Origin of the sequence: Cohaesibacter sp. ES.047 (assembly GCF_900215505.1) — a bacterium.
Classification (GTDB): domain Bacteria; phylum Pseudomonadota; class Alphaproteobacteria; order Rhizobiales; family Cohaesibacteraceae; genus Cohaesibacter.
Genome location: NZ_LT907844.1, coordinates 514539 through 539002, shown reverse-complemented (window position 1 = coordinate 539002; position 24464 = coordinate 514539). Strand labels below are relative to the sequence as shown.

Here is a 24464-nt window from a genome sequence, read left to right as displayed (position 1 = left end):
AATGGACACTATATTTGAAGCCATTGGTATGGTTGCAAATTTCCAAGTGCTTCTTGCAATATTTGCAGCAACATTTCTTGGTTTGATTATGGGAGCTTTGCCAGGGTTAACGGCCGCAATGGCTATTGCACTGCTGATCCCTCTTACATATGGCATGGGTCCTGTCTTAGGCATGGCCACATTGCTCGGTGCCTTTTGCGGCGCATTTGCAGGCGGAGCTGTTCCTGCGATCTTGTTAGGTATTCCCGGAACGCCAGCGTCAGTAGCAACGACGCTTGATGGCTTCCCTATGGCTCGAAATGGGGAAGCCGGAACAGCTCTTGGTCTCTCGATTAGCGCTTCCTTTATAGGAGGGATTCTGGGTTCGCTCTTGCTGATCTTGCTTTCTCCGCCAATTGCTAGACTTGCTCTGAGCTTTGGCCCTGCTGAGTTTTTTGCTCTCGGAGTCTTCGGCCTGGTCATCATCGCGTCTGTATCGGCAGGGTCGATGCTAAAGGGGCTAGTAGCCGGTTTCATTGGTCTTTGGCTTGGGACAATTGGTGCTGATCCTATGACTGGCGTTTTACGGTCAACCTTTGGTCAGCCTGATCTGATAACAGGTATTGGGTTGCTCCCAGCACTGATTGGCCTTTTTGCCGTTTCTCAAGTCCTGCAGGATCTCGTTATCAAGTCGGGTAATGAAAAGCAGCCAGAAGCGGCTCAGAATTTTCAATCCGCAAAGCCGCCCTTTGGACTTCTTGCCAAGGCATGGAAAGTGATCACATGCTCTACCCTTATCGGTGTCTTTGTAGGGGCTATTCCTGGTGCTGGCGGTTCAATTTCGTCGTTCCTATCCTATGATCAGGCAAAACGTATGTCCAAGACACCAGAAAAATTTGGTAAGGGACATTATGAGGGGCTTGTAGCATCAGAAACGTCAAACAACGCAACTGCAGGTGGGGCGTTGATTCCAATGCTGACTCTTGGAATTCCTGGAGAAGTGTCTACTGCTGTTCTAATGGGAGGACTTGTGATCCAAGGCGTACGGCCAGGACCAGCTCTTTTTGATGAACAATCTTCCACGATCTATGCCATTTTCTTTGCGTTCATTATCGCCAATATTGCAATGTTCTTGATGCAGTTGATCGGTATTCGGCTTTTTGTCCGTATTCTCAAAGTTCCGCAGCATCTGATGATGCCAATTATTTTAATGTTTTGCGCTGTGGGTGTGTATGGGGTGAACGGATCCGTCTTCGAGCTATGGCTGATGCTTGGATTTGGTATTTTAGGCTTCTTCCTCAATCGATATGGTTATGGAACTGCGCCGGTTATCCTGGGCCTTATCCTTGGAACCGTAACCGAAGCAAACTTGCGGCGCGGTATGATTGTTTATGGAGGTGATTGGACGCAATTCATCTTCAGGCCGATCAGTGCCATCCTTCTCGCGCTCGCATTCGCTTTTCTGCTTTTCGTGTTCTGGCAGAACTTTTCAGACAAAAAGCCAAAGGATGAGGCTACAATTGGTAGCCCTTAACACTCGAAAATAAGATGTCCCAAAACTGATCCGGAGCAGGTGAAAGCGCGAAAATCTCGCATTTAACCCGCTAGGTTTTGTTGACAAACTTTATTCCCAAATCAGCTGAGATATGATTCAAGATAGCTTTCAAGGAGGCTATCTTGGCGCGATTGACAATGAGCGATGCGGAATGGGCATTTTTCGAACCTTTCATCCACTCGATCCGTGGTCGTGGCGGTCGCCCGGCGGGAGATCATCGCTTGGTACTTGACGGGGTCTTCTGGATTGCTCGTACTGGAGCACAGTGGCGTGACTTGCCGGCGGAGTTCGGCAAATGGTCTTCGGTCTATCGCCAATTCCGACGCTGGACTTTGGCGGGTCTCTGGGGAATGGTTCTTGAGGCGCTGAACGAGAGTGGCGCCGCACCAAATCAGGTTCAAATGATCGACAGCACCGTCATCCGCGCCCATCATCCACTGCCCGGCAGGGCATTGCGTTAGCAATGTCCCGAGAGAGGAGGCAGCGGGCTCAAAAGGGGGACTCCAAAAGAAGGTTTTGGCCGCTCAAAAGGTGGCTTCACGATGAAAATTCATCTGATCACGAATGTGCATGGCTTACCCATCAAGGCCGAGATATCACCGGGGCAGTGCTCCGACTATACCGATTATGACCTGTTGCAAGATGAGGATTTGCCAGATCCAAAGGTCTTCATTGCAGACAGGGGCTATGACGCGAATGCAATCAGAGAGGATGTTGAGGGCAAGGGAGGTATTGCCATTATTCCTGGAAGAGGGACTATGGAGAATTTTGTGCCCTGGCGCTTTGATTACGCCATTGGGAAACGATCTTCGAACATTATGGCGAATTGGCTTTTCACTGAGTTCCATTCGCGCACGGAGCGTTTCCATTCCACAGAGGTAGCATTCAGGGCGAGATAAATCAATTTCGCAGCTGCCTCGTCACTGGGGAAATGCCCGCGGGAGCGAACGGCCCGTCGGATTTTCGAGTTCAGTGCTTCAATGGCGTTCGTGGTGTAGATCAGCCTGCGCACCTGGGGCGGATAGTCGAGGAACGGGATCACCTCGTTCCAGGCCCGGCGCCAGCTCGGCGCGATTGCCGGGTATTTGGCGGCAAGGTCGCTGTTTTCGAACTCCGCCAGCGCCGCCTCCGCGGCTGTGGCGTCTACAGCGGTGTAGACAGCCTTAAGAGCCGCAGCGACGGCCTTGCGGTCCTTGTAGCTGGCAAAGCTCATGGAATGGCGCAGTAGATGCACGATACAGGTCTGGACCTGGGTCTGAGGAAAGGCTGCCTCGATGGCCTGAGGGAAGCCCTTCAGACCGTCCACGACGGCGATGAGGATGTCCTGAACACCACGGTTGCGCAGGTCGCTGAGAACTTTAGCCCAGAACTTGGCACCCTCATTGGCCTGGAACCAAAGCCCCAGAACGTCGCGGGTGCCGTCCGGGAGAACAGCCAGGGCCACAAAAACCGCCTTGTTCAGAACCACGCCGTCGGTGCGGATCTTGACCCGGATCGCGTCCATGAACACAATCGGATAACACGGTTCCAGCGGGCGGTTCTGCCAGGCGGTCACTTCCTCCATCACGGCATCGGTGATCGCCGAAATCAGGCTCGGGGACGTGTTGAATGTCACTGAGAACTGACCCGGTATGAAGTAAAATTGTCACTGAGAATTGACCCATGTGAACACTGGTCCCCGACGATTTACATCGGGGAGATTTGGAGTGATCGACATGGGCTTTTTAAGTGTCATTCGGCGTTGGGCATTACGCGACAAAATGCCAATTCGTGAGATTTCTCGGCGCACGGGATTGTCACGTAATACCATCAGAAAATATCTTCGTGAGGGGGTGGTTGAACCTAAATTCACGACGCCACCCCGTCCAAGCAAATTGGATCCTTATGCAGACCGGTTGTCGGTGGTCACCGTCTTCTGGCTGCTGCCATTGCGACGGTTTGGCGGCTGGTTCGCGCCTTCAGGTGGTGCATCGGCGCGTTCTTCGGTCAGATGCTCGTCCAGTTCGGCGCTCAGGGCTCGTTCGGCCAGCGCCTTGGTCAGTTCTTGCAGAATCCCGTCCTCTCCGAACAGATCGCCCGCTTTGCGGCCTTCCATCAGATGATCCAAAAGGGCTTTGTCGATGCTCATACGTGGGTCTCCTCATATTAGAGTTACCACGCCAGGGCACAAAATTCTCCATAGTCCCGCGCCTGCAGTTTTGCGGTGGCTGCAGAAGTCGATATTGGAGTGACGCCGTTTGGGCATTCCAGTACCAAACCGCCTTCATCAAGGCTGAAGTCCTCAAGTGTCAATCGCCCCGATTGGCTTCCTTTCGACGTTTGTGCTGGTGCCATTAGGCTCACGCCACATTTGGTTGCCAATTCCATGCAGTCAGCCGATCCATAATGTGAATCAGCCAGCAATACTCTTGGTACAATTGAGCGAGCGGTAAGATCATCAAAGGCGGTCGGTAATTGGTTCTTATCATGCACTGTCATTTTGTGAACCGATACAAAAGTGATCAAATCCGGCAATCGGGGCGCCTCTTCTTCATCATCCTCAACATAGGTCTCGACGATTTGTGCCATATAACCAAGCCCACGATGAGCATTGTAACTGGCATCTGGATCAGCAGGGGACTTTATGCCATCACAAGGCATATCACCGGGCTTGCGTGGAGTTGCAATTGCAGTCGGCTTATCATCTTGCTCTAACGAGACCTCGAACTGCTCCTTCAAAACCTGATCCAGCAATGTGTATCCAGGTAAATCCGCAGCAGCGGTGTCTTTGAATTGCACGACAAGCCCAAGTAAATCACATCCTGCCTCAACAAGCGTGCGCCGGGACGCGCTTGGCGCCGTATTTGCAAAACAACCGCTCCCTTTTCGATCAACATAACGACAGATGATTTCACCATCAATTTGCGTATGCAATTGGGGATGAACCCGCTCAAGCTCACGCGCGAATTTGGAAATGGTCTCAACGACGATCCCGAGCCGCGTCAGGCTACGCATGGCGGAACGTAAAGCAGTTGAATCCATGCGCTGATGATCCGTATTCACGTTAAAAGCACGCACCAAGCGATCTGTAACACGATGGAACAGAACTTTATCCAGCCCTTCGGCAATGAAAAGGCGGCGATAATTTCGCAAGGTCTTTTCACAGAAATAACAATCAGCCTCTGAGCGTACATCCAGCGCATAGTGCCAGGCCATATTGAACGCCAACGCCTCGACGGTAGCCGCGTCGCTCAGATCATGCAATTGCTGCAAAAGCAGAACGCCAATGACGATATGCAGATCCTTCGAAGGGCGCCCAATCCTGTCGTCAAAATGCGGTAGTAATTCCTCGATAGGAAGCTCATCAAGAAGGTGCTTCCGAAACACTTCAGCCCATGAATGATCCAGAAGACGACGTCGCTTCGGCCCTGTCGCAAACTTTTGTCGTTAACCAGGATTTGAGATTTGTGCGGTGAGAAGGTGCTCCGATTTATTGAAGGAGCGTCGTATGATTCTCAATGCCATTGCCGAAAAGCTGAAACGAAAATCGAAAGATGACTTCAAAGGCAGACAATTTGAGGCGTGGCTGATCATTCAGGCGGTATCTTGGTATCTGCGTTACCCGTTGAGCTATCGGGATCTCGAAGAAATGTTCCTTGAGCGCGGCTTTGAAGTTGACCATAGCACAATCAACCGATGGGTTCTGACCTACGCTCCCTTGATCGAGAAACGGTTGCGTCGGTTTCGCAAACCCCATTGCGGGTCTATTCGGGTGGATGAAACTTACATCAAGGTGCGGGGGAAGTGGAAATATCTGTACCGAGCCATAGATAAGCACGGCAATCCCGTGGATTTTCTGCTCACCGCCAATAGAGATCTTGATGCAGCAAAGCGTTTCTTCAACAAAATGCTCAAGGATGAGCCGCTCCTGTCGCCGGGCAAGATCGGCACTGACGGTGCCAACACATTCCCGTCAACGATCAAACAATCGGTCGACAAAGGCCACCTGCGGCCGGACCCAGTCCATTATGTTACCAAGCATCTGCAGCAGCGTATTGAGAGTGATCATTTCAGGGTAAAGAAGAATATGCCCAGGATTGGTGGTTTCCGATCCTTCCATGCTGCGAGACGAACCATCGCTGGTTTCGAAGCCATGCTGTGGCTTAAGAAGGGCTTCGACTTCGCGGAGACATGGACCGTTCGCGAACAGAATGATCTCATTGCTCTCCTCTTTGGACTTCAAAAAGTTAACGAAGCATGAAAATGACGCTGATCACAGCACAAACAGGGCCTGATTGAAACTTTGCGACGCGCCCCCCGTTTTCATGGCGTTTCAATCTCCGGCTAGAACCTGAGATCAAATTGCCTGAAAGCGCTGTGTATCCTCTTTTCGGAATAGTTCGAATTTTATCTAAATGGTATTTTCGCGTAGCCGAGCGCCGGATTGTTGCTGCTATGGTGAAGGGTGATTTAGCGCTTTGACTAAAATTTGAAGGAATGGAAGCTATTGGAACAGCGCATCATGCTCCTTTCGAGCATGCCGATCTGAAGTGGTCCCAGAAACCTGAACGGTAAGGCTAAGGTTTATCCCGAAGCTTTAGATTCATACTAGAAGTCACAGCCCCTTCCAATCCCCGGATACATCACCCGTGGAAGGCGGCTCCATAGGCTTGGTCAAATTTTGTCAGGAATCCCAACGGCGGCCTGTTTGGTGGCGGAATGCGGATTAAGGCAGGCATCATGTGCTGGCGAGCTGGACCTGTTTCAAGTCCGACATTGTTACTGGCTGATATGCAGCAGGTGGCAAGCCGCATCATGTTTCCAGTTCCTCCGCATCTTGCAAATCCACTCGGCCATCGATTGCCACATCGTCGCCGGGCCAACAGGAGACATTCATGGTCCACAGAATTCAGACGTGTTTGTAGATCACGGAATCTGCGGCCAGATCAATCCTTTTGCGCACGCTCGGATCGCGCCAGTACAGGGTTTCATAAATTGTATCCGCCACGGAAATTTGGCTTATAACCGAAAGTCCCGAACCGCTGGTGAGGGGGCTGTCTGAGGCGACTGCGAGCAAATGCAAGCTGCTTAAATCTGCCACGGCGTTGCGCCGTCGGCCAGTGATGCCAACAATGGAAGCATTGGTTCGTCGACCTATTTTGAGAACATCAATGATGTCCCGCGTGCCTCCTGAGGCGGAAAACGCAATGATCATGTCGCGCTCGTCAACGTTGGAGGCGAGCATGGTTGCCAAATGCATATCTGTTGGCCGATGACTCATCAGTCCTGCACGCATAAATTTGTAATGCAAAAAGGTTGCAGCCACAGAGGAAGCGCCCACGGCCACAATAATGATGCGGCGTGCCGAAACGACAAGATCAGCAACTTCGTTAATCTTATCAAGATCAAGCAAATCGCGGGTGGCTTCCAACCCCGTCAGATAGGCCGTGAATCGATGGGTATCATCTTTCTCCAGCGTATCATCTGCGTCTGATTTCAAGGCATTCTCAACTGAAATCTCCTTGGCAATCGCTAGCTTGAGCTGGGAGAAGGTCTGGTATTGCAACTCCCGACAAAAGCGATAGATCGTTGCGACGCTAATGTTGGCGCTGGCCGCGAGTTCATCCACCGACATGGTCGTCACTTCTACGGGATGCTGAGAGATAAACTGGGCAATCTTGCGCAACTTCGGCGTCATATTGGCCCCGTTGAACCGAATTTCCGAAAGAACTGGGGTTGTACCTTGGTTCATATTTTCACTTGCCCGGCATCAGTGAGGTTAATGGCGCAAATGGGTTCGACTACGTCGAAACAGTTGACCAATCGAGAAAAGCTCCAAAATGACTTATCAGAACAAGTTCTAGAAGGCCATCCAGCTCTATGAGCAGACGGATCTGTTCATCCCAACCCCGCCGCGTTGTTGATGCAGGTTATGGGTCAATTGCTCATAAATCAATGAAAATAACAAATAATTATCACATTAAATTATTTTAGAAAAAATTATTGTCAAAATATTTTTTCAGATATAAGGTCGTATCAACTCAAGCGCAGAATTGTGCTGAAAATCTCTGAAGTGCTTAGGAAACCTGATGACGGGAAGAGTAAAAGACAGCAAGGCTGACACCCTCAACGCGCTGCAAAATGGCCTCATTGTTTCGGTGCAGCCAATTGACGGCGGAGCAATGGACTGCGATGAGGTTGTGGTGGCAATGGCAAGAGCTGCCATCGATGGGGGCGCGCAAGGGCTGCGGATTGAAGGTGTCAAACGGGTGGCTGCGGTGCGAGCTGCCTTGCCAAGCGCTCCGATTGTTGGAATCGTCAAACGGGATTTTGACGAATGGCCCATCCGCATCACCGCCCTGCCGGAAGATGTTCTGGCCTTGGCAGAGGCCGGTGCCGACATCATCGCGATTGACGGCACGGATCGCTCTCGTCCTCATACTTTCGCCGACCTCACCAGTATCGCCCATGAACAGGGGTGTCTTGTGATGGCCGACTTGGCGGCAGAACAGGAAGCGGATTCTTGCCTTCGCGAGGGGGCAGACATTCTCGGCTCCACCATGTCCGGTTACACTGGAGAGGCGCCGACACCGGAAGAACCGGATTTTCCCCTGCTCGCAGCGCTTGCCAAGAAAGACTGCTTTGTCATCGCCGAGGGTCGGTTTTCAACACCGGAGCTTTGCCGAGCCGCGATTGAACACGGTGCAGACTGTGTGACAGTGGGATCTGTTCTTACGCGGCTGGAATATATGACACAGCTGTTTTCGAAATCGGTCGCTGCAACCAAAAAAGATAGCCAGCCATGACCTCTTGCCTATCGGTCAACCCGACCCGACCCGCCGTGCCAGCTGAAAGCGAGTGTGACGCCATGAATGCCAATCTTCTCAGTGGAGCTGGACTTGATATTGGCGGCACCAAAATTGCTGCCGCCCGGTTCGACAAGGGGTGCATCGTCGCTCGCGCACGCGCCGAGACTATTGGTCAAGCAGACATCAATAGCCAGCTCGACAGTATGGCGGCTCTTCTTCAGGAGGTCGGACATGTGAGCGGAACGCCCGTCGGGGCTGCTCTGACAGGAAGAGTTACCCGAAACGGCGACTGGATGGCAGTCAACCGCTCGACCCTATCCAACCTGACCGGTTCCAACCTGAAGACGTTGGCGTCAGATCGTTTTTCAGGCCCTGTGACGCTGGTCAATGACGCTGCTGCTGCGGCCCTTGGCGAATATCGCTTCGGGGCGGGTATTGGCTCGAACAGTATGGCCTACATAACCGTGTCAACCGGTGTTGGCGGTGGGCTCGTACTCAATGGCAAGCTCCTGCAATCCGATGATGGTCTGGCCGGTCACGTGGGTTTCTCAACCGCCCTCAAAGGCGATCAGCTCTGCGGCTCGGGACGCGTTGGTACGATAGAATCGCTCGCCAGTGGACGGGCGATTGCCCGTTACGGATCCAACCTTGCTGGCAGGGATGTGGCCGCTCCGGAAGTTTTTGCTTTGTGGCAACAGGGAACCCCTTGGGCGACCTCTGTGGTGGAACAATCCGCCCGCTCGATTGCCGAGCTTTGCGCCAATCTGCGCACCATTTTGGGACTGGACCGCATTGTCATTGGCGGCAGTGTCGGACTGGCAACCGGCTATCTGGAGTGCGTTTCGCACATTCTTCTGAATGAAGAACCTGAGCTTTTCAACGTCGATCTACAGCCGGCCGAGCTTGGTCAGGACAGCCCTCTGTTTGGGGCATTGCAGTTTGCTGTTGATCAGCAGTGATCATGGAAATTGGAATTTCTTTGCTGGTGAGATTGCCGATGGAACCGGATGGTCTTGCAAGAAGGAATGGAACGAATTGATCAACAAGACATAAGTCACAGAGGAGAATAAAATGAAATTGAATTATCTCTTGCCGGCATTGTTGTGCGGTGCTCTCAGCACAATATCCATGGCGGCGCAGGCCGAAGTCACCGTTCTGGGCTGGCCTGGAGGGCCGGAAGAAACTGCCCTGCGCGCGGCCACCAAAGCCTACAATGCGCTACCGGGAGTCGCCGACGAAAACAAGGTGGAGTTGCTTTTCTTCAGCCGCGATGGTTTCTATGACAAACTGGCTGCCGATCTTGCCGCGAGCACCGATGCCTTTGATATCAACCTGATTGCGACCTACTCGATTGGCCGTTATGCACCCTTCATGGAGCCGGTAGACCTTGGTGATGGAGCGAAGGACGTCTTCGGCGACGCCGTCCTGAGCACCATGCAATATGAAGGTAAGCAATTCGGCGTTCCGACCGACCTCTCCCTGCATTTCATGTATTACCGCAATGATCTCATTGATGCCCTCTTGTCCGACGACGCTGCCAAGGCCCGCTATTCCGAAATTGCCGAGGAATATCTGGGCAAGGCGATGGAGCCCAAAAAACCGGAAGACTGGAGCTGGAACGATTGGGCTGCCACCGCGCTGTATTTCACAAAGTCGGTCAACAGCGACAGCCCGACCCGCTACGGAACGGTTCTGCAGATGAAGAACCTGTTGTTCAACATGATGATCTTCCAGTCCCTGCCGCGAGCCTATGGCGCCGACTGGATGGACGCCGATGGCAACATCACGGTTGATTCCGAGGCATACAAGACCGGCCTTAAGCTATACCGCAAGCTGCTCGATGCCGGGGCAACACCGAAGGATTCCCTGTCCTACGAGTTTCCCGAAGCCAATGCCGCGTTCGGTTCGGGGCAGGTCGCCATCATGGTTCAATGGAACGCTGCCGCCGGTGATCTGCTCAACGAGGAAAAGAACCCGGTTGTGGCTGGTGTAACCAAGACGATAGCCCCTCCCAAAGGACCGGAAGGCCGCTTTACCCATGTGCATGGTTTGGGCCTTGGTATCAACAAGTCCGGCAAGAACAAGGAAGGTGCCCAAAAGTTCCTGCAATGGCTGGCAACAGCCGATGCCATGGAAATCTACGCCAAAGCTGGCGGCGCTCCCGGCCTCAAAGGCCCTGCGCTTGATGCGGTAGCAGCAGATCGCCCGGATCTGGTGCCCTTGGGCAGCTATGCATCCCAGTATGGCTACGTGATGAATGGTGCAACCTCTGCATCGGCACTCTCGGTCTATGAGCTGCAAGCCCAGGCCTTTACTGGTTATTGGGGCGATGTCAAAAGCCTTGATGACGCTCTGGCTGAAGCCAAATCCGGTATGGCCAAGCTGCTGAAATAATCATCAAGATCGACCGGGGTTCGCTTCCGCGAACTCCGGCCTTCCATTGACGAGGACATAGATTGTGGCCAATGAAACAAGCCGGGAAAACCGGATTCTTGCAGCGCCGGTTGTCATTTTTCTGTTGGCCATGTTGGGGTTTCCCGCAGTCCTCGACCTGATCTATTCGGTATCGACAGTCAGTTTCGAGAATTTGCGAGACCCGACCCTTTCGGGATTTGGCAATTATCGTGAAGTGCTGGGCGATCCCTATTTCTGGGGCGCGGTGAGCTTTTCCACCCGCTTTGGACTTCTGACGGCAACGCTTGAAACGGCTTTGGGGCTCTTTCTTGCGGTTTTCCTCGCCCCACTAATCCAGAAACGCTTTTGGCTTATGGCCATTTTCATGATGCCGATGATCATCGCTCCGTCCATGATGGGCCTGATGTATCGTCTGGTGCTGCATGAGTTTGTCGGTCCGCTGCCCTATTATCTGTTTGAGTTTTTTGGTGAAAGCCCGGCATTTCTCAGCCCGCAAACGGCTTTCAAGACAATGGTCGTGATTGAGACGCTGCAGTGGACCCCCTTCACCCTATTGCTGTTCTACACGGCCTATTCCTCCATTCCCAACGATATCCGGGAAGCGGCCAAGGTGGATGGCACCCGTGGCTTGCGCCTGTTCACCCACATCGAACTACCAGCCCTGCTGCCAACCCTGCTGGTCGCCTTTGGCATCCGCTTCATCGATGGTTTCAGGGTGTTCGACAATATCTATGTGCTTATCGGCTCGGGAGCCGGGGGCTCCAGCACTTCCCTGTCCATCTATATCTATACCGCCTTCTTTAAATCCGCCGACATCGGCAAGGCTCTGGCCGCTTCGGTTCTGTTGTTCATTGTCGCTTTCGGCTTGCTTTGGCTGGTCGGCTGGTTGCTGAAAAAGAGGAAACAGGCCTGATGGTTATGAATGCAATCCGTTGGCTGGTGTTCGTCGTTGCTGCTCTGGTCATGAATTTTCCGGTCATCGCGACCATCGTCACGGCCCTCAAGACCCCGGCCGATGTCATTTCCAACGCCAGTCTGATCCCGCGTGCCATAACACTCGACAATTTCGCAGCTGTCTTCACGGTCAGCGACCGGTTGAATATCTGGAGCTATCTGGCGAACTCGCTGTCGGCGTCCCTGATTGGCACGATCCTGCCGATTCTGCTCTGTCTCCCGCTGGCCTTTGCCATCGCAAGGCGCGACTACGGGCGCGATCTTTTGCTGCCACTGGTGGTCAATCTGCGTGCAATGCCGCTGATCATTTTCGCCATTCCCCTCTACATGATGTATCAGACGCTGGGGTTGCTGGACACAAGGTTTGGTCTGGGCCTCATTCTCGCGGTCGTCAACCTGCCTTTGGCGCTCGTTTTGCTGATCAATGCCGTTGCGGAGATTCCGCGCGAGCTTGATGAGGCGGCGGGTATGGACGGAGCGCGCACGGGACGCATTCTCAGCCGGTTGACACTGCCGCTCATCCGGCCGGCCATTGCCACGACTTTCGTTTTCGGCTTCATCACAGCTTGGAACGAATTCCTGTTTGGCTTGATGCTTACCACCAGCAAGGCAGTCCCCATGACCGTTGGCGCATCCTTCTTCTTCTCAGCCGGAGGTGGGGGCGTCCAGTGGGGTGTGGCGGCGGCTGTCATCGTCGTGGCGTCCGCACCGCCCGTCATTCTAGGGCTTATCATGTATCGGCAGATCGGTCGGTCTATGCTGGCCGGTGCCGTGAAAGGATAAATCATTGGCCACAATCCTCATCCATCACGATGCCGTCTCTGCGGCGAGCGCAACCGCAAAGCGCCTCCTGGATCTGCTTGTATCGAAACCCGATGCGTCACTTGGGCTGGCGACTGGTGGAACGATGGAACAGGTCTATGCGCAACTGATCGAGCGTGCCCGTGGTATGAACTTGTCCTTTGCGGGGGTTAAGAGCTTCAATCTGGATGAATATATTGGTCTGAACGCAGATCACCCGCAGTCCTACCGGACAACGATGAGCAAGCTGCTGTTCGACCATATAGATATCAAACCTGAAAACACCCATTTGCCGCGCGGTGATGCATCCGATCCGGCAGAAGAAGCAAAGCGATATGAAGCAATGATCGCCGAGCTGGGCGGCATTGATCTGCAGCTACTCGGGATTGGCCTCAATGGCCATATTGGCTTTAATGAACCGTCTTCGTCGCTTGGCTCCCGCACGCGGATCAAGAAGCTGGCTCGATCGACCATGGCCGCCAACCGCCGCTTTTTCAAACCCGATGAAACGGTTCCAACCCATGCACTTACCATGGGCATCGCAACGATCATGCAAGCCAGAAAGATCATTCTGCTGGCAACCGGTGCCAGCAAAGCTGATGCGGTCGCGAAAGCGCTTGAAGGGCCGGTGAGCACATCCTGCCCGGCATCGATCTTGCAATTCCACCCAGATGCCACAGTGATTGTCGATGAAGACGCCGCATCCAAACTTGAGCTGCGCGACTTCTACGAAAGCATTCATCCCGGTGGGGAAGAGGTGTATTTTGTCAAATAAGTCCGAGTTTGTCATTGAAGCAACAACGCTTTATCCCGGTTTCAGTGCTCCGGCAGTCAATGAACGGGCCATCCTGATCAAAGATGGCTTGATTGAGGCGATCGGAGAGCGCGGCACCTTCTCGTCCAGAAGATGCATCGAAGTCGACATCGTCGCCCCCGGATTTATTGACATTCAGATCAATGGTGCAGGAGATTGCCAGTTCAACGATACGCCAGACGCTTCCAGCCTTGCCGCCATGGCAAGAGCTGCTTCTGCGGGCGGCGTGGCCCATATTATGCCAACCTTCATCACTGAAAGTGGACGCGCTTATAGCGCCGCAATAGACGCCGTTGAAAAGGCCATAAGCGAACCCATCGACGGCGTGCTTGGACTGCATCTGGAAGGGCCTTTTATCAGCCCGGAGAAACCCGGCATTCATCGCGCCGACGCCATCCGGCCACTTGAAGACAGTGATATGGCTCTGCTGGAGCGCACGGTTTCCTACCCACGCATCATCACGCTTGCGCCTGAAGAGACAAACTCTGAAACCATAGCGCGCCTGTCCAAGGCGGGTTGGCGGGTCTTTGTGGGGCACAGCGCGGCCGGATACGATCTGTTGCGTGATCTGTCGAGCGCCGGGTTGGCGGGTGCGACCCATCTTTTTAACGCCATGCCGCCACTGATGGGGCGTGAGCCGGGACCGATAGGTGCGGTGATCGAGGGCCTATTGCCTTTTGCAGGCCTCATTGCCGATGGCATGCATGTGCATCCGGCCAACCTGCGTTTTGCCTTTGATCATATCGGTCCGGAGCGGATTTGTCTGGTCACCGACGCGATGCTGACACTTGGTGGCACCACGACGGAATTCGATTTCGGCGAAAAGCGGGTCTATCTCAAAGACGGGCGCCTTTGCGATGAAACGGGGCGCCTTGGCGGCGCTCATCTGTACTTGGACGAGGCGGTCAGGAACATGATCCGTTACGCCGGCGCGCCTGTCGAAGCGGCGATGGCGATGGCGGGATCGACGCCTGCTCTTGCTCTTGGGGTTGCTGACGAATTGGGTCGGGTTGCTTCGGGCTATAGAGCCAGTCTGACACTTTGCGACAGCGGCCTTCGCGTTCTTGCGACACTCAGCGATGGCGAATTTCTCTATCAGGACACCAGCAACCAATTTGCGAAGGAAACATAATGGGCAGCATACAACTCAAAGACCTGAGAAAATCCTTCGATGACCAGAAGATCATCAAAGGTGTCAATCTGGAGATCAAGGATGGCGAGTTCATGGTGTTTGTTGGCCCGTCCGGTTGTGGCAAATCCACCCTGCTGCGTCTGATCGCTGGCTTGGAGGAGGTGACCTCTGGCGCGATCATCAGCGACGGGCGCGACGTGACCAAGTTGCAGCCCTTTGATCGCCACATGGCTATGGTGTTTCAGTCCTACGCCCTCTATCCGCACATGACGGTCAAGCAGAATATCGAATTTGCCCTCAAGACCATCAAGATGCCAAAGGATGAGATCGAGGAGAAGACGGCAGAGGCTGCCCGCATCCTCAAGCTCGAACCCTATATGGATCGTAAGCCTTCAGCCCTGTCTGGTGGTCAGCGACAACGTGTGGCGATTGGACGGGCGATCGTGCGCGAACCATCCGCCTTCCTGTTCGATGAGCCCCTGTCGAACCTTGATGCCGCCCTTCGCACCGAGACCCGTCTGGAAATTGCACGCCTGCATGAAACCCTTTCTGGCACAATCGTCTACGTTACCCATGATCAGGTTGAAGCAATGACGCTTGCTGACCGCATCGCCGTGTTATCTGACGGACAGTTGATGCAATGTGACACCCCTCAGATGCTCTATGAGCGCCCCGTCAACCGGTTCGTTGCCCAATTCATCGGTAGCCCAAAGATGAACCTGTTGCCCGCAAGCGGGGAGAATGGCAAGACGATCAAGCTGGATGGGGGGGCAAAAGAGATTGAGATCCTTGGCGGCTATAAGGGAAGCGTGGCAGTGCTGGGGCTTCGGTCCGAACATCTACGGCTCGGGAGCGTTGCCGACGCGGCGCTTTCAGGTACTGTCTCCCATGTTGAATATCTGGGTGCGGATGCCAGTATTTTTGTGACACTGGCGACCGGAGAAACCCTCAACTTGCGCGGATTGGGTCGTGAACTACCCGCAGTGAATACCGAAGTCGGTCTGTTGTTCGATGCTTCCGATGTTCACTTATTCGACGCGCATGGCACAGCCATTCGGGACTACGAGTGATATCGGATTGTCAACGGCGGCGTAAAAACCTGCCACTGGGGCGGAGCAAAAGCAGGCCAATCCTTTCCAGATCACTTACCGGCAGTGGCGAGTTGGGCGCGGTTTTGGTTTAGGCGGTAGCTTTCGCCGTTCATTTCCAGGATGCTCACATGATGGGTGAGGCGTTTAGTGCCGAAGGTTTCCGTCCATTCTTTGAATGGCAGGTCTGTTGAATGTCACTGAGAATTGACCCATGTGAACACTGGTCCCCGACGATTTACATCGGGGAGATTTGGATTGATCGACATGGGCTTTTTGAGTGTCATTCGACGTTGGGCATTACGTGACAAAATGCCAATTCGCGAGATTTCTCGTCGCACGGGATTGTCTCGGAACACCATCAGAAAATATCTTCGTGAGGGGGTGGTTGAGCCGAAGTTCAAGACGCCACTTCGACCAAGCAAATTGGATCCTTATGCAGATCGGTTGTCTGCCTGGCTATTATTACAACTGCGCAAACCACGCAAAGAGCGCCGGACAGTGAAGCAGATTCATGCTGATCTTGTGAAGCTCGGCTATGATGGGTCCTATGAGCGGGTGGCGGCTTTTGCCCGTGCATGGCGCACTGATCGACAGCGTGCAGAGCAGACGATTGGTCGCGGTACCTTTGTGCCGTTGGTATTCCAGCCAGGAGAAGCCTTTCAATTTGATTGGAGTGAGGATTGGGCAACCGTTGCAGGCGAACGTGTTAAATTGCAGGTGGCCCATATCAAGCTCTCTCACAGCCGCACCTTTCTGGTACGAGCATATCCCCTTCAAACCCATGAGATGCTGTTTGATGCTCACTGGCATGCATTCCGTGTTTTTGTTGGTGTTCCCGGGCGCGGTATCTACGACAATATGAAGACAGCTTAGACCGTGTTGGCCGCGGCAAACAGCGTGATATCAATGCTCGGTTCAAGGCGATGGCCAGCCATTATGTTTTTGAACCCGAGTTCTGCAATCCGGCTGCGGGTTGGGAACAGGGTCAGGTTGAGAAGAACGTCCGGGATGCGCGCAATCGCCTATGGCACGTCATGCCTGTCTTCAAAGATCTTGCGGAGCTAAATCAGTGGCTAGAAGACAAGTGCATCGCTTTGTGGGCGGAGACAGCCCATCAAACGCTGCCCGGTTCCATTGCCGATGTCTGGGAAGCTGAGAAGCCCACTCTGATGACGTTACCGCCCGCCTTTGATGGCTTCGTTGAACACAGCAAACGCGTATCACCAACTTGTCTGATTACGTTTGAGCGCGTTCGCTACAGTGTTCCGGCCAGCTTTGCGAACCGCCCAGTTAACCTGCATGTTTATCCAGACCGCTTGGTTGTCGTGGCTGAAGGTCAAGTGCTTTGCGCCCATGAGCGTATTATCGACCGATCGCACCGCAAACCGACAAAGGTTATCTATGATTGGCGACACTATTTGGCGGTAATCCAACGCAAACCTGGGGCTTTGCGCAACGGCGCGCCTTTTACAGAAAGGCCCGAGGCCTTCCGCCGCCTACAAGAATACATGCTTCGCAAAGAAGGTGGAGACCGAGAGATGGTCGATATCCTGTCCTTGGTTTTGCATCACGAAGAAGGCGTGGTTTTACAGGCAATCGAGCTGGCTCTGGAGGCCGGAGTACCAACCAAGACACATATCCTGAACCTGTTACACAGGCTCATCGACCGCAAACAGAGGTGGCTCGGGAAATCTGAACAAGTGATATAAGTGGATTTTCGGTCTGTAATTTGCCTTTATGGGGGACTATGGAGAATTTTGTGCCCTGGCGTGGTAACTCTAATATGAGGAGACCCACGTATGAGCATCGACAAAGCCCTTTTGGATCATCTGATGGAAGGCCGCAAAGCGGGCGATCTGTTCGGAGAGGACGGGATTCTGCAAGAACTGACCAAGGCGCTGGCCGAACGAGCCCTGAGCGCCGAACTGGACGAGCATCTGACCGAAGAACGCGCCGATGCGCCGCCTGAAGGCGCGAACCAGGCGCCAAATCGTCGCAATGGCCGCAGCCAGAAGACGGTGACCACCGACAGCGGGAAGGTCATTCTCGACATTCCCCGTGACCGCAACGGCAGCTTTGATCCTCTGCTGATCGCCAAGTATCAGCGCCGCTTTCCCGAGTTCGACACCAAGATCATCAGCATGTACGCGCGCGGGATGACGACCCGCGAGATCCAGGGGCATATCGAGGATATCTATGGTATAGAGGCGTCCCCGAGCCTGATTTCGGCGATCACCGATGCCGTGATGGAGGAAGTGACCGCCTGGCAGAACCGCCCGCTGGAACCGTGTTATCCGATTGTGTTCATGGACGCGATCCGGGTCAAGATCCGCACCGACGGCGTGGTTCTGAACAAGGCGGTTTTTGTGGCCCTGGCTGTTCTCCCGGACGGCACCCGCGACGTTCTGGGGCTTTGGTTCCAGGCCAATGAGGGTGCCAAGTTCTGGGCTAAAGTTCTCAGCGATCTGCGCAACCGTGGCGTTCAGGACATTCTCATCGCCGTCGTGGACGGTCTGAAGGGCTTCCCCCAGGCCATCGAGGCAGCCTTTCCTCAGACCCAGGTCCAGACCTGTATCGTGCATCTGCTGCGCCATTCCATGAGCTTTGCCAGCTACAAGGATCGCAAGGCCGTCGCAGCGGCTCTTAAGGCTGTCTACACCGCTGTGGACGCAGCAGCCGCGGAGACTGCGCTGGCGGAGTTCGAAAACAGCGACCTTGCCGCCAAATACCCGGCAATCGCGCCGAGTTGGCGCCGGACTTGGAACGAGGTGATCCCGTTCCTTGACTATCCGCCCCAAGTGCGCAGGCTGATCTACACCACGAACGCCATTGAAGCACTGAACTCGAAAATCCGCCGGGCCGTTCGCTCCCGCGGGCATTTCCCCAGTGACGAGGCAGCTGCGAAATTGATTTATCTCGCCCTGAATGCTACTTCTGTGGAATGGAAACGCTCCGTGCGCGAATGGCACTCAGTGAAAAGCCAGTTCGCAATAATGTTCGAAGATCGTTTCCAAATGGCGTAATCAAAGCGCCAGGGCACAAAATTCTGCATAGTCCCCTTTATGGCTTTACAGGAGACCCAACTATGGCACGCCGTCCCAGACGTAATCACACATCCGCATTCAAGTCCAAGGTAGCCTTAGCCGCAATTCGAGGTGAGCAAACTTTAAGTGAGCTTGGCCAACAATACGATGTTCATCCCAACCAGATAAAGCAATGGCGGGACCATCTGCTTGAAGGCGCCAGTGATGTCTTTGAGAAGGACACGAAGGCCCCTGAGCCGGCGACAGTTGATGTCAAAACTCTTCACGCCAAAATCGGGGAGCTGACGCTTGAGAATGATTTTTTAAGCGGAGCGCTCAGCAAGGCCGGCCTGTTGAGCGCAAAGAAATGATTGACCCCAAGCATAAACTCTCCTTGTCCCGGCAAGCGAAGGCACTGGGCATCAGTCGAGGTTGTTTGTATTATACCAAGGGCGTGAAGTTCTGACTCTTTAGGGATTCCATTTTTAGCACTGGCGTGATTCAACATGGCAAAGGAGATTTTGCCATGTCTGCCGCTTTGATTCTTAGCGATGCTTTTGACGCCGATAGTTTGCGCCGTCTTGCCAAAGGATGCCGCAATGCCAAACAGAGCCGCCGCCTACTGGCCATTGCGGCTGTCTATGACGGCATGAACCGTGCTGATGCCGCCAAAGTCGGCGGTATGGACCGCCAGACTTTGCGAGATTGGGTTCTTCGCTTCAATGAGCAAGGCACCGATGGTCTTGTCGACATCAAAGCAACCGGCGCTCCCATGCGCTTGAGCCCAGAACAGCTCGAAGAGTTTGTTGCTATCGTTGAAACCGGTCCTGATCCTGAGAAGGACGGCGTCTCTGTCTGGCGTAGCCAGGATCTGGTGCGTGTGATCCAAGAGCGGTTTGGGGTCTCCTACAAGGAACGTGGAGTACGGGATCTTTTGCGCCGCATGGGGTATGTGCGCATATCTGGTCGACCTCAACATCCAGAACAAAAGCCTGAAGTCATTGATGCTTTCAAAAAAACTTCTCCGCAACGTTGGCAGCGCATGTAGGCCATTTGCCAAAGAACAAGCCCATCGAGATTTGGTGGCAAGATGAGGCTAGGCTTGGTCAGAAGAATGGACTGGCCCGACTATGGGCAAAAAAGGGAACCAGACCACGTCTGCCAGCCGATCAGCGATATAAAAATGCCTATCTGTTCGGTGCAATATGTCCAGCGCGTGGCGTTGGCGCGGGATTGATGATGCCTTTTGCAAATACACAGGCCATGCAAATGCACCTCGAAGAAGTCTCAAGGACAGTGGCGCGCGGCGCTCATGCCGTGGTGCTGATGGATCGTGCCGGATGGCATACGACAAGCAGACTCAACGTGCCCAAGAATATCACCATCCTCCTGTTGCCTTCCAAATCACCGGAACTGAACCCAGTTGAGAATATTTGGCAGTATCTGCGCGGTACCTTCCTGTCCAATCGGGTCTTCGAAGACTATGCCGCCATTCTTGATGCTGGTTGCCAAGCATGGAAGAGCCTCTCCGCCAACCCAACCATCATCCATTCAATAGGTATGAGAAAATGGGCTCAAGAAGGTCAGAATTAAATGCCGTTGGTATTACACCGCGAAGCCGACATCTGACGCCGATCTGAAGCTGATGCGCCGGATTGATCAATTGCATCTGGATTATCCCTTTGCGGGCAGCCGGATGCTTCAGGGCCTCTTGCTTGGCGAGGAACACAAGGTTGGTCGACTTCATGTCTCAACGCTGATGAAGCGGATGGGCATCGAGGCAATTTACCGTCGCCCCAATACATCAAAGCCAGCGCCGGGACATAAAATCTATCCGGCCCTGTCGCAAACTTTTGTCGTTAACCAGGATTTGAGATTTGTGCGGTGAGAAGGTGCTCCGATTTATTGAAGGAGCGTCGTATGATTCTCAATGCCATTGCCGAAAAGCTGAAACGAAAATCGAAAGATGACTTCAAAGGCAGACAATTTGAGGCGTGGCTGATCATTCAGGCGGTATCTTGGTATCTGCGTTACCCGTTGAGCTATCGGGATCTCGAAGAAATGTTCCTTGAGCGCGGCTTTGAAGTTGACCATAGCACAATCAACCGATGGGTTCTGACCTACGCTCCCTTGATCGAGAAACGGTTGCGTCGGTTTCGCAAACCCCATTGCGGGTCTATTCGGGTGGATGAAACTTACATCAAGGTGCGGGGGAAGTGGAAATATCTGTACCGAGCCATAGATAAGCACGGCAATCCCGTGGATTTTCTGCTCACCGCCAATAGAGATCTTGATGCAGCAAAGCGTTTCTTCAACAAAATGCTCAAGGATGAGCCGCTCCTGTCGCCGGGCAAGATCGGCACTGACGGTGCCAACACATTCCCGTCAACGATCAAACAATCGGTCGACAAAGGCCACCTGCGGCCGGACCCAGTCCATTATGTTACCAAGCATCTGCAGCAGCGTATTGAGAGTGATCATTTCAGGGTAAAGAAGAATATGCCCAGGATTGGTGGTTTCCGATCCTTCCATGCTGCGAGACGAACCATCGCTGGTTTCGAAGCCATGCTGTGGCTTAAGAAGGGCTTCGACTTCGCGGAGACATGGACCGTTCGCGAACAGAATGATCTCATTGCTCTCCTCTTTGGACTTCAAAAAGTTAACGAAGCATGAAAATGACGCTGATCACAGCACAAACAGGGCCTGATTGAAACTTTGCGACGCGCCCCTATGATCTCATCTTGAGCTTTCTGCGATAGTCTATAGCTCATTTTTGGAGGCGGTCAGGCCTGCTTTTGTTCGTGCCATCTGTCTAATGTCTTCCATTGAGGAAGAACTGACACCGCTTGCCAAACCTGCATCCACATGGCTTTGCATTGCAGCGATCTTCTGTGTTCTCGCCTGATCGCGGCGAATGAGATCGCGCACATAGTCGCTAGCATTGCTATACCGCCCGTCAGCGGTTTGCTCAGTCACCCAATCCTTCATGGGCTCCGGGAGCGATACATTCATTGTTGCCATCAGAGAACCTCCAATGCTGTTATATATCATATCTTGGCAAAGTTTGCCAAGATATCGATGTCAGATAAAGAAGGAGGATCGGCGCTAGTGAAAAGAAATGTGAGTGATCCACCGGAGTGCCCTACATTCCTGCCATTCGAACGAAGCGCAGCATTTTTAGCGCCTGGGTGACAGGAGCGCGGACGTTTGAGACATTGGCTGCAGCGCCTAAATTTTTTGGCAACAAGGTGCACGTCTGGTAACACGGGGCGGAGAGCTGACTCGCATCAGTGCAGCATGGCTTAAGCATCTCCGTTCAAAGCGGACAATTTTTGCGTGTGCGAAAAGTTAGCCTTCGGCTGTAAAATCAGCCATTGCGAAGCAAGCGACTGCGTAAGCTGCGGGTTTTTGTTTTGAAGCTAATTTCAATTGCGGTTACAGCCAGATCTTCAATAAAGCTAAGCGGAGCGAACTAGTCGCTCCGCACTTTTTAAGTCGAGCAATTGGTGATTATCAAGCCGCGGCGAAATCCGAAACAAACGACTTCACAGTTTGGTTCAGATTTTCTGCGCTTGTCGACAGGCCGTGTGACAGTTGTATCAATTCGTCAGACGCCTGGCTTGTCATATTCGCCGCAGCACTCACACCACCGATACTGTGTTTTACTTGTTGCGTACCAGTTGCTGCTTCCTGACAATTTCGAGCAATCTCACTCGTCGCTGCACCTTGTTGTTCCATAGAACTTGCAATTGAGGTTGCAATTTCTTGGATATTGGTGATCACCTGAACAATCTCGCCTATGGAGGATACTGTGGTGCCAGTCTCTGTCTGAATTTCACCAACCTTGTGGGCGATTTCCTCGGTCGCTTTGGTTGTTTGGGTCGCGAGTTCCTTCACTTCCGCAGCAACGACAGCGAAGCCCTTGCCAGCTTCACCAGCACGTGCCGCCTCGATGGTGGCATTGAGTGCCAAAAGATTGGTTTGATCGGCTATGCCTTTGATAAGATCAATGACATCTCCGATAGCAGTTGCGGATTTGGCCAACTCATGAATGCGGGCATTGGAAGCCTCTGCTTCAGTGCGTGCCTTATTAGCGACGCTTGCCGAATGTGAGACTTGGTTATTGATCTCAGAAATTGAAGTCGTCATTTCCTCAGAGGCAGAAGCTACTGTTTCAACATTGGTGGCTGCCTGTTCAGAAGCTAATGAAACAGCCTCGGATTGGTTGGATGTTTCTTCTGCGGTATCGGACAGTTTCTTTGCAGCACTTCCAACTTCCTGAGATGTCTTGATGAAATTTGCTGACAAATCCTGCATTCTCTCAACGAAATTGTTTGCAAGTTTTTCTCTTCGTGCAAGGACTTGCCGCTCATTCTCTTGACGTGCAGTGGCCTCCTCGCGTAATTTTCGCGCTTCCTCAAGACCTACACGCAAGGTCTCCGATGCCGAGGCGATCTCACCGACTTCATCTTTGCGATCTGCACCCTGAATTTCATCAACGGTTTCTCCTGCTGCAATGCGTCGCAATACGGCAGCCAAGACAACGATTGGGTTGGATATCTTATTGGCAAAATATGCAAGAAAACCAAGTGAAAGCACGGCTGCCGCGAATGCTGCAATAATTTGTAACCAGATCGCTGAATCCGACCGAGCTTCGATGCTTTTCCGCAGGGCGATGGACGAAGCTAATACATCCGAGTTGTTTACATCGATAATCAGAGCCCATTTCTGACCTGTCCGTCCCAGTTCAATCGGCGCGGTCACGCGGATAGTTCCCGCAGTTTCGTCATTGGTAACTTGGGTTTCGTCCAGTTTGAGCTGCTCAAGTGTTATGTTAGCAAGCTCATTGATCTTGTCGAACCCACCTCCGATTGCTTTTGGCGTGCTGCTGGAAGCAACCACGAGCCCTTTGTCGGTAATGATGTTTGCCTTACTGTTGCCGTTATACAAAGTTTGGCTGACGTTGTCTGCGAGCTTCTGGATGAATGAGAGATCGAAGTCCGATCCTGCGACGCCCAGAAACTGATTATCAACTTTGATTGGGACGGAAATAGTGGCGAGCTGTACTGCTTTTCCTTGCACAATGTAGGGCAAAGGGGCGAGCAGGCTTTCTTTACCAGATTGCTCTGGACCCAAAAACCAACCGCCTTTCATTATGCCATTGGAATGTAGTGCTTTACTGTCATACTCAACCAAAGGCTGCAGTGCGATTTTGCCGACAGCATCTCGCACCCAGTAGGGCAGAGCGCGACCTGTATCATCGGACCCAACATCAGTACGTCCTTTGAAGGCATCATCATTCGCATCGATACCGTTTGGCACCCAGGCGCTATATGTTCCATTAAATTTGGGATTATCTTTCAATACGCGCTCAAGCAAGGCATTCAGCTGTGTTCTTCGAGACGTGAGCCGAGAGCCTCCATCTTCAGGTTTCGTTGCGATAGTTTCTAAGGCGCTTGCCATATTGCGGGCGGCTTGAAATGCATGATCAAGCTCTTCCTTGATATGTGCGGCCTTTACACCTGCCAACTGCCCTAGAAGCCGCTTTGCTTCCTCGCTCTGCATATCACTAACCGACTGCTCTACATATTCATTCAAGTTCAATGATGAATACAATGAAATTCCGGCAATCGTGCCTCCAGTTGCCAAAACGGAAAGTGCCGCAAGGCCAACAATCTTTATGCGAATCGACTGTAATTTCATCATTTTACCTTTCTGACGAACACATTAGATCGACAACAACAGTATACCCCGACAAAAATGCACCTAAAAATTGCACATTGCCTAGCTATATAAGACCAAAATTGTGTAAATTTATTTTTAATGAAGTCAAAAAACTATGTATGTAGTAAGTAATACTTACTTTTATACGATAAATAAATGTTATTTTACTCGGCCCATCAAGTTACTCC

Annotated in this window: 18 protein-coding genes and 7 pseudogenes; 18 read left to right on the top strand and 7 right to left on the bottom strand. The window is 52.8% G+C overall.

The genetic code is table 11. The features are described 5' to 3' along the window. Position 1 precedes the first annotated feature (1 nt). Together CPH65_RS02285 and CPH65_RS24425 are read left to right on the top strand one after the other, a co-directional pair. Complete coding sequence (locus CPH65_RS02285; RefSeq protein WP_096171948.1) at positions 2–1513, top strand: tripartite tricarboxylate transporter permease; 1512 nt, start codon at positions 2–4, stop codon at positions 1511–1513. A gap of 158 nt (positions 1514–1671) precedes the next feature. Next, positions 1672–2286 (top strand): annotated as a pseudogene (locus CPH65_RS24425) (IS5 family transposase); the annotation flags it as partial. 35 nt (positions 2287–2321) lie between these two features. Here the strand turns inward: CPH65_RS24425 and CPH65_RS02270 are convergent. Then, positions 2322–3134: pseudogene (locus tag CPH65_RS02270) on the bottom strand (IS256 family transposase); the annotation flags it as partial. A gap of 115 nt (positions 3135–3249) precedes the next feature. On the opposite strand from CPH65_RS02270, the pseudogene CPH65_RS02265 reads away from it, so the two are divergent. Next, positions 3250–3435 (top strand): annotated as a pseudogene (locus CPH65_RS02265) (MerR family transcriptional regulator); the annotation flags it as partial. On the opposite strand, the gene CPH65_RS02260 reads toward CPH65_RS02265, so the two are convergent. Further along, positions 3417–3629 (bottom strand): transposase, encoded by a 213-nt coding sequence (locus tag CPH65_RS02260; protein ID WP_371359445.1) that lies wholly within the window; start codon positions 3627–3629, stop codon positions 3417–3419. The pseudogene CPH65_RS02265 and the gene CPH65_RS02260 overlap by 19 nt on opposite strands. Before the next feature lie 56 nt (positions 3630–3685). Next, complete coding sequence (locus CPH65_RS02255; RefSeq protein ID WP_157747465.1) at positions 3686–4900, bottom strand: transposase; 1215 nt, start codon at positions 4898–4900, stop codon at positions 3686–3688. A 121-nt stretch (positions 4901–5021) separates the two neighbouring features. On the opposite strand from CPH65_RS02255, the gene CPH65_RS02250 reads away from it, so the two are divergent. Beyond that, positions 5022–5774 (top strand): IS6 family transposase, encoded by a 753-nt coding sequence (locus tag CPH65_RS02250; RefSeq protein WP_090075640.1) that lies wholly within the window; start codon positions 5022–5024, stop codon positions 5772–5774. Between the two features lie 648 nt (positions 5775–6422). On the opposite strand, the gene CPH65_RS02245 is transcribed toward CPH65_RS02250, so the two are convergent. Beyond that, positions 6423–7265, bottom strand: a complete 843-nt coding sequence (locus tag CPH65_RS02245; RefSeq protein WP_096171944.1) for a MurR/RpiR family transcriptional regulator — start codon at positions 7263–7265, stop codon at positions 6423–6425. A gap of 337 nt (positions 7266–7602) precedes the next feature. Here CPH65_RS02245 and CPH65_RS02240 point away from each other — a divergent pair, with 337 nt between their 5' ends. The 8 genes from CPH65_RS02240 (at position 7603) to CPH65_RS02205 (ending at position 15508) form a co-directional block, all read left to right on the top strand. Then, positions 7603–8319, top strand: coding sequence for an N-acetylmannosamine-6-phosphate 2-epimerase (locus tag CPH65_RS02240; RefSeq protein WP_096171943.1), 717 nt, complete (start codon positions 7603–7605; stop codon positions 8317–8319). Continuing rightward, positions 8316–9281 (top strand): ROK family protein, encoded by a 966-nt coding sequence (locus tag CPH65_RS02235; protein ID WP_096171942.1) that lies wholly within the window; start codon positions 8316–8318, stop codon positions 9279–9281. The genes CPH65_RS02240 and CPH65_RS02235 overlap by 4 nt, the downstream gene beginning before the upstream one ends. A 112-nt stretch (positions 9282–9393) precedes the next feature. Continuing rightward, positions 9394–10716 carry an extracellular solute-binding protein gene (locus CPH65_RS02230; protein ID WP_096171941.1) on the top strand — a complete coding sequence of 441 codons (1323 nt, stop codon included), beginning with the start codon at positions 9394–9396 and terminating at the stop codon, positions 10714–10716. Between the two features lie 64 nt (positions 10717–10780). After that, on the top strand, positions 10781–11650 hold the full coding sequence (locus tag CPH65_RS02225; protein ID WP_244574515.1) for a carbohydrate ABC transporter permease: 870 nt from the start codon (positions 10781–10783) through the stop codon (positions 11648–11650). After that, positions 11650–12474 (top strand): carbohydrate ABC transporter permease, encoded by an 825-nt coding sequence (locus CPH65_RS02220; protein ID WP_096171940.1) that lies wholly within the window; start codon positions 11650–11652, stop codon positions 12472–12474. The genes CPH65_RS02225 and CPH65_RS02220 overlap by 1 nt, the downstream gene beginning before the upstream one ends. A gap of 4 nt (positions 12475–12478) precedes the next feature. Further along, positions 12479–13267, top strand: coding sequence for a glucosamine-6-phosphate deaminase (nagB, locus tag CPH65_RS02215; protein WP_197703943.1), 789 nt, complete (start codon positions 12479–12481; stop codon positions 13265–13267). Next, the gene (nagA, locus tag CPH65_RS02210; protein WP_157747464.1) at positions 13257–14438 is read left to right on the top strand and encodes an N-acetylglucosamine-6-phosphate deacetylase; all 1182 of its coding nucleotides are present in this window, start codon (positions 13257–13259) and stop codon (positions 14436–14438) included. Before nagB ends, nagA begins: the two co-directional genes overlap by 11 nt. Then, positions 14438–15508: an ABC transporter ATP-binding protein gene (locus tag CPH65_RS02205; protein WP_096171938.1), complete on the top strand. Its 1071-nt coding sequence runs from the start codon at positions 14438–14440 to the stop codon at positions 15506–15508. Before nagA ends, CPH65_RS02205 begins: the two co-directional genes overlap by 1 nt. A gap of 71 nt (positions 15509–15579) precedes the next feature. Here CPH65_RS02205 and CPH65_RS24220 read toward each other — a convergent pair. Beyond that, a pseudogene (locus tag CPH65_RS24220) lies at positions 15580–15720 on the bottom strand (ATP-binding protein); the annotation flags it as partial. 73 nt (positions 15721–15793) lie between these two features. Between CPH65_RS24220 and istA the strand changes: the two are divergent. From istA to CPH65_RS02170, 6 genes and pseudogenes are all read left to right on the top strand, one after another. Further along, a pseudogene (gene istA, locus CPH65_RS02195) lies at positions 15794–17202 on the top strand (IS21 family transposase); the annotation flags it as partial. A gap of 126 nt (positions 17203–17328) precedes the next feature. Then, complete coding sequence (locus tag CPH65_RS02190; RefSeq protein WP_096171576.1) at positions 17329–18552, top strand: IS256 family transposase; 1224 nt, start codon at positions 17329–17331, stop codon at positions 18550–18552. 62 nt (positions 18553–18614) lie between these two features. Continuing rightward, positions 18615–18997, top strand: a pseudogene (locus tag CPH65_RS02185) (IS3 family transposase); the annotation flags it as partial. Positions 18998–19078: 81 nt separating this feature from the next. After that, a protein-coding gene (locus tag CPH65_RS02180) for an IS630 family transposase (RefSeq protein ID WP_096171592.1) occupies positions 19079–20145 on the top strand; the annotation gives its coding sequence in 2 pieces (ribosomal slippage) (positions 19079–19583 and positions 19583–20145; 1068 coding nt in all). 31 nt (positions 20146–20176) lie between these two features. Next, positions 20177–20419: pseudogene (locus CPH65_RS02175) on the top strand (IS3 family transposase); the annotation flags it as partial. 53 nt (positions 20420–20472) lie between these two features. Then, positions 20473–21225: an IS6 family transposase gene (locus tag CPH65_RS02170; RefSeq protein ID WP_090075640.1), complete on the top strand. Its 753-nt coding sequence runs from the start codon at positions 20473–20475 to the stop codon at positions 21223–21225. 87 nt (positions 21226–21312) lie between these two features. Here the strand turns inward: CPH65_RS02170 and CPH65_RS02165 are convergent, their stop codons facing one another. Continuing rightward, positions 21313–21573 carry a type II toxin-antitoxin system ParD family antitoxin gene (locus CPH65_RS02165; protein WP_096171937.1) on the bottom strand — a complete coding sequence of 87 codons (261 nt, stop codon included), beginning with the start codon at positions 21571–21573 and terminating at the stop codon, positions 21313–21315. A gap of 492 nt (positions 21574–22065) precedes the next feature. Then, positions 22066–24258: a methyl-accepting chemotaxis protein gene (locus tag CPH65_RS02160; protein WP_096171936.1), complete on the bottom strand. Its 2193-nt coding sequence runs from the start codon at positions 24256–24258 to the stop codon at positions 22066–22068. Between the last annotated feature and the right edge of the window lie 206 nt (positions 24259–24464).

Coding starts and splice junctions, on each gene's coding strand:
- CPH65_RS02285 (WP_096171948.1), top strand. CDS start 2: ATGGACACTATATTTGAAGCCATTGGTATGGTTGCAAATTTCCAAGTG.
- CPH65_RS02260 (WP_371359445.1), bottom strand. CDS start 3,629: ATGGAAGGCCGCAAAGCGGGCGATCTGTTCGGAGAGGACGGGATTCTG.
- CPH65_RS02250 (WP_090075640.1), top strand. CDS start 5,022: ATGATTCTCAATGCCATTGCCGAAAAGCTGAAACGAAAATCGAAAGAT.
- CPH65_RS02245 (WP_096171944.1), bottom strand. CDS start 7,265: ATGAACCAAGGTACAACCCCAGTTCTTTCGGAAATTCGGTTCAACGGG.
- CPH65_RS02240 (WP_096171943.1), top strand. CDS start 7,603: ATGACGGGAAGAGTAAAAGACAGCAAGGCTGACACCCTCAACGCGCTG.
- CPH65_RS02235 (WP_096171942.1), top strand. CDS start 8,316: ATGACCTCTTGCCTATCGGTCAACCCGACCCGACCCGCCGTGCCAGCT.
- CPH65_RS02230 (WP_096171941.1), top strand. CDS start 9,394: ATGAAATTGAATTATCTCTTGCCGGCATTGTTGTGCGGTGCTCTCAGC.
- CPH65_RS02220 (WP_096171940.1), top strand. CDS start 11,650: ATGGTTATGAATGCAATCCGTTGGCTGGTGTTCGTCGTTGCTGCTCTG.
- CPH65_RS02205 (WP_096171938.1), top strand. CDS start 14,438: ATGGGCAGCATACAACTCAAAGACCTGAGAAAATCCTTCGATGACCAG.
- CPH65_RS02190 (WP_096171576.1), top strand. CDS start 17,329: ATGAGCATCGACAAAGCCCTTTTGGATCATCTGATGGAAGGCCGCAAA.
- CPH65_RS02170 (WP_090075640.1), top strand. CDS start 20,473: ATGATTCTCAATGCCATTGCCGAAAAGCTGAAACGAAAATCGAAAGAT.
- CPH65_RS02165 (WP_096171937.1), bottom strand. CDS start 21,573: ATGGCAACAATGAATGTATCGCTCCCGGAGCCCATGAAGGATTGGGTG.
- CPH65_RS02160 (WP_096171936.1), bottom strand. CDS start 24,258: ATGATGAAATTACAGTCGATTCGCATAAAGATTGTTGGCCTTGCGGCA.